Genomic DNA, 12,235 nt, shown 5'->3' with positions numbered 1-12,235 from the left:
CCGCGCCGGCGCGGGAGCTGGTGCAGGACAGCTTGCAGTACACCGGCCGCGTCGAGGCGGTGCAGCGCGTGGAAGTGCGTTCGCGCGTTTCCGGCTACCTGGCGGCGATCCGCTTCACGGATGGCCAGCTGGTCAAGGCCGGCACCCCGCTGTTCGTGATTGACCAGCGTCCCTTCCTGGTCATGCGCGACCGGGCGCGCGCCGCGCTGGCCGCCGCCGAGGCGCGCTACCGGCTGGCCCACAGCCAGTATGAGCGCACCAACGCCCTGCAGGGCAGCGGCGCCGCCAGCGCCGAGGACCGCGACCAGGCGCGGGGCGAGTACGACGGCGCCAAAGCAGCCGTGCAGGTGGCCAAGGCCGAGCTGCGCAACGCCGAACTGGAACTTGCATACGCCACCATTACGGCGCCGATCACGGGCCGCATTTCGGAGCACCGCATCGATGTCGGCAACTACGTTTCCGGCGGCGGCGCGCAAGGCGGCGTGCTGGCCACCATCGTGGCCAGCGACACCGTGCGCGCCACGGTCGACCTGCCGGAAGCCGACTACCAGCGCCTGCGCGGCCACGGCGCGTTGCCCAAGCAAGTGACCGTCAGCGTGGCGGGCGCGCAGGCGACGCGCCAGGCCGACATCGACTTCGTCGACAGCGAGAGCAGCAACCGCTCCGGCACCATCCGCCTGCGCGCGTCCGTGCCGAACACGGACGGCCTGCTGGTGCCGGGCTACTTCGCCCAGGTGAAAGTGCCGGTCGGCCCGCGCGTCGACCGCCTGCTGGTGCCCGATGCGCTGATCCAGCATGACCAGAACCGCAAGCTGGTGATGGTGGTGGACGGCGAAGGCAAAGCCGCGGCGCGCGCCATCGAGACCGGAGCGCTGGTGGGCCACCGGCGCGTGGTGCTGGCCGGCCTGGCGGCCGACGACCGGGTGATCGTGGGCGGCGCCAGCCGTGTCAAGCCGGGCGAGCGCGTCGCGGCCACGACGGCGCCGCAAGGCAATTGAGCGGGGACGGTGCATCTGCCATGAAATTATCCCGCTTCTTTATTGCCAGGCCGGTTTTCGCCATCGTCTGCTCGGTGCTGCTGACGCTGGTGGGCGCGCTGGCGTGCCGCACGCTGCCGGTCTCGGAGTTCCCCGAGATCGTGCCGCCCACGGTCGTGATCAAGACCGTCTACCCTGGCGCCTCGGCCCAGGAACTGGCCGATACCGTGGCTGCCCCCATCGAGCAGGAGGTCAACGGCGTGGACGGCATGCTGTACCTGTCGTCGCAGTCCGTCGGCGACGGCAAGCTGACCATCAGCGTGGTGTTCAAGCCGGGCACCAATGTCGACCAGGCCCAGTCGCTGGTGCAGAACCGCGTCGCCATCGCCGAGGCCCACCTGCCCGACGAAGTGCGGCGCCAGGGCGTCGCGGTCAAAAAGGCTTCGCCCGACCTGATGATGGTGGTCTACTTCACCTCGCCCAGGCACACGCGCGACCAGCAGTACCTGTCGAACTATGTGTCGGCCAACATCAAGGACGCCATCGCCCGGGTGGAAGGCGTGGGCGATACCTACACCCGCGGCGCACGCGACTTCTCCATGCGCGTCTGGCTCGACCCGGCGCGCACTGCCGCGCTCGGCCTGATGCCGGCCGACGTGGTGGCGGCGATCCGCAAGAACAACGTGCAGGTTTCCGCAGGTGTGCTGAACCAGGCCCCCGACAGCGGCGCCGGCGCCTACCAGGTGCAGGTGCGCACCCAGGGCCGCCTGCGCGATGTGGACGAATTCAACGCCATCATCATCGCGGTGAATCCCGAGAACGGCGCGCCGGTCCGCCTGCGCGACGTGGCTCGGGTGGAACTGGCGGCCCAGGATTACTCCGAGAGCGGCTACCTGGACGGCGAAACCGCCGTTGCGCTGGGCATCAGCCAGAAGCCGGGCTCCAACGCGCTGGAAACGGCCGAACGCATTATTGCGACGCTGGACGCGCTGAAACGCGATTTCCCGAGCGACCTGGAATACCACGCCTACTACAACCCGACGCGCTTCATCAAGACGTCGATCGACAAGGTGCGCGACACCATCCTCGAAGCGATCGTGCTGGTCTGCCTGGCGGTGCTGGTGTTCCTCGGTTCCTGGCGCGCCGCCATCATCCCTATCCTGGCCATCCCGGTGTCGCTGGTCGGCACATTCGCCGTCATGGCCGGCATGGGCTTCTCGCTGAACAACCTGTCGCTGTTCGGCCTGGTGCTGGCGATCGGCATCGTGGTCGACGACGCCATCGTGGTGGTGGAGAACGTGGAGCGCCACATCGCCGCCGGCATGGCGCCCGGCGCCGCCGCCGTGCGCAGCATGGACGAAGTGGGCTCGGCCCTGGTCGCGATCGCCCTGGTGCTGATCGCCGTGTTCGTGCCGACCGCCTTCATTGGCGGCATTGCCGGCATGTTCTACCGCCAGTTCGCCGTCACCATCGCAGTATCGACCGCAATCTCCGCCCTGGTGTCGCTGACGCTGTCGCCGGTGCTGGCGGCGCGCCTGCTGCGTCCGCACGCTGCCGGCGCGCCGCGCACCCTGGGCGCGCGCTGGATGGCCTGGTTCGAGCGCTTCTTCCAGCGCCTGGCCGGACGCTACGAGGTGCTGGCGAAATTCTCGCTGAAGCGGCGCGCGCTGATGCTGCCGGTCTACGGCCTGCTGGTGGCGCTGACCGTATGGCGCATCGACGCCACGCCCACCGGCTTCGTGCCGCAGCTCGACCGCGGCTATGCCATCGTGTCGATCCAGCTGCCGCCCGGCGCCACCCTGGCGCGCACCAGCGAGGTGGTGCAGGAGGCCGCGCAGCGCCTGCTGCAACAGCCCGGCATCGCCCACACCTCGGCCTTTGCCGGCACCGACGGCGCCACCTTCACTTCCGCGCCGAATGCGGCCGTGATCTTCGCCGTATTCAAGGAGTTCGACCAGCGCGCCGCGCTGGGCCTGGACGGGCCGGCCATGCTGGCGGCGATGAAGAAGACGCTGGCCCCGATCAGCAAGGCCAAGGTCATGGTGATCCCGCCGCCCGCGGTACCGGGCATCGGCACCGGCGGCGGCTTCAAGCTGCTGATCCGCGACCGCAATGGCCAGGGCGCGCAGGCGCTGCAGGCGGTGGTGAAGGACGTGCTGGAGGCAGCCGCCAAGCTGCCTTCCGTGAACGCGCCATTCTCGCCGTTCAACGCCAAGGCGCCGCAGGTGAAAGTCGAGATCGACCGCAGCCGCGCCGAAATGCTGGGTGTGAATCCGGAGCGCATCAACGACAGCCTGCAGTCCTACCTGGGTTCCGTGTACGTGAACGACCTGAACCTGATGGGCCGCGTCTGGAAGGTGACGGCGCAAGCCGACGCGCCATTCCGCCGCACGGTGGACGACCTGGCCGCGCTGAAGATGCGCGCCAGCAGCGGGGCCATGGTGCCGATGGGCGCCATTGCCAGCTTCAGCGAAACCACGGCGCCGTTCCGCGTGCCGCGCTACAACCTGTTCCCTTCGGCGGAAATCCAGGGCAGCACCAGGCCCGGCTTCTCGACCGGCGAAACCATCGCCGCCATGGAGCAGCTGCTGCAGGCGCGCCTGCCGGCCGGCTTCGACTACGAGTGGACCGAACTGGCGCTGCAGGAGAAGCAGGCCGGCGCCAGCACCGCACTGGCGCTGGGCATGGCCGTGGTCTTCGTCTACCTGTTGCTGGCCGCCTTGTACGAAAGCTGGCTGCTGCCGCTGTCGGTGGTGCTGATCGTGCCGATGTGCATACTGGCCGCCCTGCTGGCCGTGTCGCTGCGCGGCATGGACAACAATGTGCTGACCCAGATCGGCATCGTGGTGCTGATCGGCCTGGCCGCCAAGAACGCGATCCTGATCGTCGAATTCGCCCGCCAGGCGCAGCAGGCCGGCGCCAGCGCCCAGGCGGCCGCCATTGCCGCTGCCCGCACCCGCCTGCGGCCGATCCTGATGACCTCGCTGGCCTTCCTGATGGGCGTGCTGCCGCTGGTGTTCTCCAGCGGCGCCGGGGCCGAAATGCGCCAGGCGATGGGGACGGCGGTGTTCGGCGGCATGCTGGGCGTGACCGTGTTCGGCCTGTTGTTCACCCCTCTGTTCTTTACCCTGTTCGCCGGCCGCGCAGCGGCGGCGCAACCGCAACCGCATTCGCTGGAAGGTACTGCCGCATGAAACACCCAATCACCGCGGGCCTGGCCGCGCTGGCCCTGGCCGGCTGCGCGGCCGGCCCGGACTATGCCCCACCCGCCACCGCGCCGCTGACGCCGGCCGTCTTCCCGTCGGCCGCCGGGGCCGGTCCCGCGCTGGACAGCAGCGCCCCGCCCGCCGGCTGGTGGCGCCAGTTCGGCCACCCGCAGCTGGACGCGCTGGTCGAGCAAGCCTGGCGCGGCAACTATGACCTGCGCATCGCCATGGCGCGCCTGCAGGTGGCCGCCGCGCAGCTGACGGCGGCCCAGTCGGCCGGCCTGCCGGCGCTGGGCGTGGACGCCGGCGTGGCGCGCAAGCACGCCGCCAAGGCAGAGCGGGCCGACGCCGACCCGGCGCTCAGCAGCCCCGCCAGGGTGAGCGCCTTCATCGACTGGGAGCTGGACCTGTTCGGCCGCGTGCGGCGCAGCGTGGAAGCGGCGCGCGCCGGCTACGAGGCCCAGCAGGCGCTGCGCGACGAGGTGCGCCGCACCCTGCTGGCGCAGGTGGTGATCGCCTATGCCGAGTTCCGCAGCGCGCAGGATGAAGCGGCGTGCCTGGAACAGCAGCTGGAAAACTACGGCCAGGTGCTGGAGCTGGTGCGCGAACGCGAGCGCGTCGGCAAGGCGCTGGCGGTCGACCGCATCCGCGTGGAAACCAAGCTCGGCCTGCTGGCAGCGCGCGCGCCCGGCATCGCCGCGCGGCAGCGCGTGGCGCGCAACCATCTTGCCACCTTGTCCGGCCTCCGGCTGGATGCCCCGCAGATACTGGCGCTGGAGGCGCGGCACCCGTTGCGCCTGCCGGCCACGCTGGCGGTGGACGACCCGGCCGCCATGCTGCGCCGCCGCCCCGACGTGGCGGCCGCCGAGCGCACGCTGGCCGCCGCCACTGCCCAGCAGGGCGTGGCGGTAGCCGAGCTGTTCCCCCGGGTCAGCCTGTCCGGCATGTTCGGCCTGGTGGCGCCGGCAGGCAGCCTGCACGGTGCGGACGCCCGCGCCTGGCAGGCGGGCGGCGCCTTGTCCTGGAGCCTGCTCGACGGCGGCGCGCTGCGGGCGCGGGTCAGGGCGGCCGGGGCCGGCGCCCAGGCCGCCCTGGCTGGCTACGAGAAAGCCGTGGCCGCCGCGCTGGAGGAGGCCGATTCCGCCTTGTCCGACTGGCGCCAGTACCGCGCCCGGGACGTCCAGCTGGGCGCGGTGTACGAGCTGGCGCGCGAGACGGCGCGCCTGACCCGGCTGCGCTACCGCAGCGGCGCCGAAAGCGTGCTGGGCCTGCTGGACGCCGAGTACGCCGTCCTGACGGTGGAAGAGCAGCTGATCGGTGTCCAGCGCGACATCGCGGTGGCGACCGCGCGCAGCTACGTGGCCCTGGCAGGCGGGCTGGACGGTGGCGGCAAATCGGCGACGGATTGAGCTGCGTCAGATCCGGCAATATTTGAGGGACTATTAATTTAGGGTAAACTCCTTGCTTTTGGGGCCCCTGGAAAACGGCCCCCATTCCTTCAGGAGTTTCATAAATGGCATCAGTCAACAAAGTGATCATCGTCGGCAATCTGGGTCGCGATCCGGAAATCCGCTACATGCCTAGCGGTGACGCGATTGCCAACATCGCCGTGGCGACCTCGTATCGTTCGAAAGACCGTAACACCGGCGAGCAAAAAGAGCTGACCGAGTGGCACCGCATCTCCTTCTTCGGCCGCCTGGCGGAAATCGTCGGCCAGTACCTGAAAAAGGGCTCTTCTGTTTACGTGGAAGGCCGCCTGCAGACCCGCAAGTACACCGACAAGGACGGCATCGAGAAGTACGCCACCGACATCATCGCTGAAAACATGCAGATGCTGGGCGGCCGCGGCGATTCCGGCGGCGGCATGGGCAACAATATGGGCGGCGGCGACGACATGGGTTACGACGCCCCGCCGGCACGTCCGGCCCCGCGCCCGCAGGCCGCACCGGCCCCGGCCCCGCGCCCGGCCCCGCGCCCGGCGCCGAACTTCTCGGACATGGATGACGACATCCCGTTCTGATTTCACCCGGAACGAATGTGGGAAAAGCCCCGTAACCAGGCCAGGTTACGGGGCTTTTTGTTTGTGCCTTCCTGGCAATTGCAACGATCGCGCCGGCCTCGGCTGAATTTGCCTCCTTGATAATGTTTCGGCAATGAAATTTTCGCGCTATAGTGGCGAATCACAACTTTTTGAGGCGGCGGCACATGGCGGGCGGCAACAAGCAATATTTCACCGAAATCCTGGAGTTGGTACGAGCAATCGTCGTAGGGAACGTGGCCCGGGTACCCATCATGACAGGCTTGTCGTTGGTTACCATCGATAGGTGGGACGTCATCGTATTCGCCTTGCAGCTCTTGTTCGGCAAAGCAAACGCCGATGTACCCGGTGTCGACTTAGGGCTGCTGGGTTGGATGGGCGCGCTGTTCCTGATGATCGGCGTCGCCTTGCACCTTTGGCTGGCGATGCACGCTTCGCGCCTGAAGAATGCCGAGGCAGTAACGAACTTCTTCGCGAACTACCGCACGCTCAGCCAGCCAGAGTTCCAAGGGCAATTAAAAGCCTTGTTTGGTATGGGTAATGTTTCGAGTGCCGCTGCCCGTAATGTGCTTGCGCATCCCGATAATCAGAATGGCGCATTCGATTATTTCAGGGTGTGTCATCCCTACGTGCGTGCCGATGGCAATTGGTTGGCCTTGCACAGCAAGTGGCATGTGCTGCTGTATCGGCTGGGCAATCTGTTTGCCCTGCTGATCCTTTTTAACTTTTTCCTGTGCGTAGTCGCAGCCGTCGCAGAATTCGGGCAAGCTGGCCTGCTGGGCAGCGGAAACCGGCGCGGCGCGGTCGTGGCGGCGCTCGCGCTGGCGAATCTGGTCGGCCTGTTTATCCTGAAGCAGGATTTGTCGCGGCGAGGTCATGCAATGACCTTACTGAAAATGCGTCCATGAACCGCTTTCCCGCCATCCTTGTAGCGCTCCTGGCCTGCACGCCTGTTTCGGCCAAGAATATAGCCCCGGTCAGCCATGCGCCATTGGCGCACCAGGGCGATGCGCAGGCCGCGCCGGACGAGCTCTATCGCGCCGGGCAGGCGTTCTACCAGGGTGGGGAAGTGCCGCGTGACCTGGTCATGGCCGCCAGGCTGTACCGGGCGGCCGCCAGCCAGGGGCACGCCAGCGCCCAGCTCCAGCTCGGCTATATGTATGAGAGGGGAGAGGGGGTGCCGAAAAACCTGCCAAAGGCTGCCGCCTGGTACCGCAAGTCGGCCGAGCAGGGCAATGCGATTGCGCAGCACAACCTGGGCAACTGCTATGACAACGGGCTGGGCGTCGCACGCGACGAAGCGTCTGCCATGGCCTGGTATCGGAAATCGGCGGAACAGGGCTATGCGCAAGGCATGGCAAAGTATGGCTATTGGCTTGAGCATTCCACGCTGACGCAAGCAGATCCCGCGCAGGCGCACCGCTGGTACCGCATGGCGGCTGTGCAGGACGAGGTCACTGCACAGTTCAATCTTGCCGAGCAATTCCGCCTGGGCCGCGGTGTGCAGGCCGATCCGGCGCAAGCCCTCCAATGGTTCACGCGGGCAGCCGAGAACGGGGATGCCGATGCCATGACCTTCGTCGGCTTGGCCTTGCGCAACGGCGAGGGCGTGCAGCGGGACCAGGCGGCAGCGGCGGGCTGGTTGGCCAAGGCCGTGGACGGCGGCAACTCCCAGGCGGCGCTTGTGCTTGGCCTCATGTACCTGAACGCAGAGGGCGTCGCGCGCGACCAGGTGCGCGCGCACGCGCTGTTCGTGCGGGCAAGTGAAGCCGGTCAGGAAGCGGCTTACTTATTCCTGGGCGAAATCTATGAGAAAGGCCTGGGGCGGTCCAAGGATGAAGCCAGGGCGCGTGCGCTCTACGAACGTGCCGGGAACCTGCCTGCTGCCAAAGCGCGTATTGCCGCCATGCGCGCCCATGGCCGCGGCGGGCCGCGCGACCCGGCCTATTTCGAACAGCTGCTGGAATCTGCGCTGCAGCAGGGCGACGTGGCGCAGCTCGAGCAGCTTGCCCTGGCGCTCGACGCACGGCATGACAGGCTGCGCACCCTGCGCGTATATCAGCACCTGTTCCAGATGGCGGAGCAGGACGGCAAGCCAGAACGCGTGCGTGCAGCGCTGCACCAGCTTGCCGACAGCCATGCGGAGCTCGACCAGCCGATGCGGGCCGAGCCGCATTACCAGCGCCTGCTGGCCTTGACGGAAGAAGCCTTCGGCCAGCACAGCCAGGAGGCGGCGCACGCCCTGGACGACCTGGCGCAAGTGTATTCGACGGCCGCCCGCTTCGAGCAGGCGGAGTCGATGGCGCAGCGCGCCCTGCAGGTGCGCCTCGCGATCGCGCCGGACCAGCCCCGGCAAACCTGGGACAGCAAGCGCAGGCTCGCCGCGCTCGCCGCCGCCCGCGGCGACCTGGCAAGTGCGCGCCGGCAACTGGCCGAGGTCTTGGCCAGCGTCGAAAGCGAACTGGGGCCGCAGCATCGGGAGCTGCCCGGGCAACTCGGGGCCATTGCCCAGCGATATTATGAAATCGGCCAGTATGCGCAGGCCGAAGCCTTGTATCGCCGCGCCCTGGCAGCCGCCGGCGAACAGCCGGACGACCCGGCCCGCCTCACCTTCCTGTTAAGCGAGCTGGCCTGGACCCTGGGCGCGCGCGGCGCCCACGCCGAGGCGGCGCGCCTGTTCCGGCGCGCGCTCATCGCCCAAGAGGCGAACCATGGCGCCGAGCACCACCTCTACGCCACCATCCTGGGCGGGCTCGGCCTGCAGTTGTCAAAATTGAACCGCCATGCTGCGGCAGAGCAGGTTTTGCAGCAGGCATTGGCACGGCGCGAAGTGTTCCTCGGGCGCGTCGACAATGAAGTGGCGCTGGCCCTGAACCAGGCCGGCGCGGCTTGGGCGCGGCAGGGCAAAGCCGCTAAGGCAGAGGCCGCCTTCCGGCGCGCCTTGCTGCTGCGCGAGAGCCCCGACCTGCCCCTGCATGCCGACATTGCCGAATCGTTGGCCGGGCTGGGCGCTATTTATATGGGCCAGCGCCGTTATGCGCAAGCGCGGCCCTTGTTACAGCGCGCGCTGGCCATGCGCCAGCGCCTGATGCCGGCGCATCCGCAGACGCAAGCGCTGGCCGCCACGCTGGCGGCGCTCGAGCGGCGCGCCGGCCGCTAACCGTTGGCCAGGCCCGCGTCGGCGGGCTTTTTTCATGCTGGCGTCAAATTTGGCAGGTAATGTTTCCGCCATGGCTAGCGCGGTAAACAAGCTTATAAATATTTCTATGATGTTAACGAAATGTTTCCCAAAAATCAGGTTGTGGAAACGCTGAAAGCGGCTGAAATTGTTCAACTGGTAGATGCCACGCGGAAACAGACTGGAGTAAAATCGAGCCTGTCCCGGTCATGCAGGCGATTTCTAAAAGTTAAGCATAATTTCTTCAGGTAAATGAAAAAAGTGCTTAATGGAATGACGGTTTAGGTCGCTTTATGACGCTGGAGGGCGCATCTGTCTGTGCGTTGACGCACCTTTCTTCTCTAAAGTTAACGAATTTGTTGACGTTAAGAATGAAAAGCGCGCTTCCCACAGGGAACAGTTGAGCTGCAAGAGATAAGTAATTGGCAAGTAAGCCACGAATTTAGTAGTTTTGCAAGATTATCTGGATGGGAGCCCCCAAAAGGTCGGCTCCCATTCTTGTCCAGGAATTAGTAGTGCCTACAGGAGAACGGAAATGAGCTTCGTCACCAACATGACAACGGATCAAATCGCTGCGATTACCACGCAGCAAATTGCGACCTTGGCGACAGCCGACCTGGCCGGGCTGAACACCGACCAGTTCCGTGCCTTCACGACCGACCAGGTTGGCGCGTTCACTTCCGCTCATGCTTCCGTGATGACTACCGACCAGTTGAGCGCGATCCGCTCGACCCAGGTCGCCGCCCTGACCACCAAGCACACTGCCGCCCTGAACAGCGCGCAAGTCAGCGTGCTGGCGACCGACAGCATCAAGGCCCTGGACAATGTTGATATCGCCGCGCTGAAGACCGCCGCCATCAACGGCCTGAACACCGACCAGGTGAAGGCCATGTCGTCCGACCAGTTCGGCGCCATGAATTCCGGCCATGTGAGCGCGCTGAGCACCGACCTGGTGTCCGTGCTGAGCAGCGACCAGGTGAAAGCCATGGACACCGCCGACGCGGCTGCCCTGAAATCGTCCCAGGTGGCGGCGCTGTCGACCGACGCCATCAACGCCATGGACAGCCAGGACGTGGCGGCCCTGAAGACCAATGCCATCACCGGCCTGACCACCGACCAGATCAAAGCCCTGTCGTCCGACCAGTTCGGCGCCCTGAACTCGGCCCATGTCAGCGTGCTGAGCACCGACCAGGTGTCCGTGCTGAACAGCGACCAGGTCAAGGCCCTGAGCACCGCCGATGCCGCTTCGCTGAAAGCGTCGCAGATCGCCGTGCTGTCGACCGACGCCATCGCCGCCATGGACAATGCGGACGTCGCCGCGCTGAAGACCGCCGCGATTGCCGGCCTGACCACCGACCAGATGAAGGCCCTGTCGTCCGACCAGTTCGCGGCCCTGAACTCGTCCCACATCGGCGCCCTGAGCACCGACCAGGTGTCCGTGCTGAGCAGCGACCAGGTCAAAGCGCTCGACACCGCCGATGCCGGCGCCCTGAAGGCGTCGCAGCTGGCCGTGATCTCGACCGACGCCATCAAGGCGATGGACAATGCTGACGTCGCCGCCCTGAAGACCAACGCCATCTCCGGCCTGACCACCGACCAGGTCAAGGCCCTGTCGTCCGACCAGTTCGGCGCCCTGAACTCCGGCCACATCAGCGCCCTGAGCACCGACCAGGTGTCCGTGCTGAGCAGCGACCAGGTCAAGGCCCTGGACACCGCCGACGCCGGCGCCCTGAAATCGTCGCAGATCGCCGTCCTGTCGACCGACGCCATCAACGCCATGGACAGCCAGGACGTGGCGGCGCTGAAGACCGGCGCCATCGCCGGCCTGACCACCGACCAGATCAAAGCCCTGTCGTCCGACCAGTTCGGCGCCCTGACCTCGGCCCACGTCGGCGTGCTGAGCACCGACCAGGTGTCCGTGCTCAACAGCGACCAGGTGAAAGCCCTGAGCTCGGCCGACGCCGGCGCCCTGAAGGCCTCGCAACTGGCCGTGATCTCGACCGACGCCATCGCCGCGATGGACAATGTTGACGTCGCCGCGCTGAAGACTGCCGCCCTGTCCGGCCTGACCACCGACCAGATCAAGGCCCTCTCGTCCGACCAGTTCGGCGCCCTGAATTCCGGCCACATCGCCGCCCTGAGCTCCGACCAGTTCGCGGTGCTGAACAGCGACCAGGTCAAGGCCCTGGACACCTCCGACGCCGGCGCCCTGAAAGCGGCGCAGATCGCCGTGATCTCGACCGACGCCATCAAGGCCTTGGACAACGCCGACATCGCCGCCCTGAAGACCAACGCGATCTCCGGCCTGACCACCGACCAGATCAAGGCAATCTCGTCCGATCAGTTCGGCGCCCTGAACTCGGCCCACATCGGCGTGCTGAGCACCGACCAGGTGTCCGTGCTGAGCAGCGACCAGGTGAAGGCCATGGATACCGCCGATGCCGGCGCCCTGAAGTCCTCGCAGATCGCTGTCCTGTCCACCGACGCCATCAGCGCCATGGACAGCCAGGACATCGCTGCCCTGAAGACCGGCGCCATCGCCGGCCTGAGCACCGACCACATCAAGGCACTCTCGTCCGACCAGTTCGGCGCCCTGAACTCGGCCCACATCGGCGTGCTGAGCACCGACCAGGTTGCCGTGCTGAACAGCGACCAGGTGAAAGCCCTGAGCACGTCCGACGCCGCCTCGCTGAAGGCGTCGCAGCTGGCCGTGATCTCGACCGACGCCATCGCCGCCATGGACAACGCCGACATGGCCGCGCTGAAGACCGCCGCCATCAGCGGCCTGACCACCGACCAGATCAAGGCCCTGTCGTCCGACCAGTTCGGCGCCCTG

The 12,235-nt window shown here is 66.8% G+C and carries 6 protein-coding genes and 1 pseudogene; all 7 read left to right on the top strand.

Features of this window, described 5'->3' with window-relative positions; all coding sequences use genetic code 11:
• On the top strand, positions 1-998 hold a 998-nt coding region (locus ACE3TQ_RS15455; RefSeq protein WP_374583172.1), incomplete at its 5' end, for an efflux RND transporter periplasmic adaptor subunit.
• A gap of 20 nt (positions 999-1,018) precedes the next feature.
• Positions 1,019-4,171, top strand: a complete 3,153-nt coding sequence (locus tag ACE3TQ_RS15450) for an efflux RND transporter permease subunit (RefSeq protein ID WP_374583171.1) — start codon at positions 1,019-1,021, stop codon at positions 4,169-4,171.
• A complete protein-coding gene (locus ACE3TQ_RS15445) occupies positions 4,168-5,592 on the top strand; it encodes an efflux transporter outer membrane subunit (protein ID WP_374583170.1) in 1,425 nt (474 codons plus the stop codon). The genes ACE3TQ_RS15450 and ACE3TQ_RS15445 overlap by 4 nt, the downstream gene beginning before the upstream one ends.
• A 104-nt stretch (positions 5,593-5,696) precedes the next feature.
• Positions 5,697-6,203: a single-stranded DNA-binding protein gene (ssb, locus tag ACE3TQ_RS15440; RefSeq protein ID WP_374583169.1), complete on the top strand. Its 507-nt coding sequence runs from the start codon at positions 5,697-5,699 to the stop codon at positions 6,201-6,203.
• Positions 6,204-6,388: 185 nt separating this feature from the next.
• The gene (locus tag ACE3TQ_RS15435; protein WP_374583168.1) at positions 6,389-7,129 is read left to right on the top strand and encodes a hypothetical protein; all 741 of its coding nucleotides are present in this window, start codon (positions 6,389-6,391) and stop codon (positions 7,127-7,129) included.
• Entirely contained in the window at positions 7,126-9,381 is a 2,256-nt protein-coding gene (locus ACE3TQ_RS15430) for a tetratricopeptide repeat protein (protein ID WP_374583167.1), read from the top strand. The genes ACE3TQ_RS15435 and ACE3TQ_RS15430 overlap by 4 nt, the downstream gene beginning before the upstream one ends.
• A gap of 553 nt (positions 9,382-9,934) precedes the next feature.
• Positions 9,935-12,235, top strand: a pseudogene (locus ACE3TQ_RS15425) (hypothetical protein); the annotation flags it as partial.

It is taken from the genome of Pseudoduganella sp. (assembly GCF_041914865.1).
Taxonomy (GTDB): Bacteria; Pseudomonadota; Gammaproteobacteria; order Burkholderiales; family Burkholderiaceae_D; genus Rugamonas.
The sequence above is the reverse complement of the archived record's forward strand: the minus strand, read 5'-3'. Positions and strand labels throughout refer to the sequence as shown.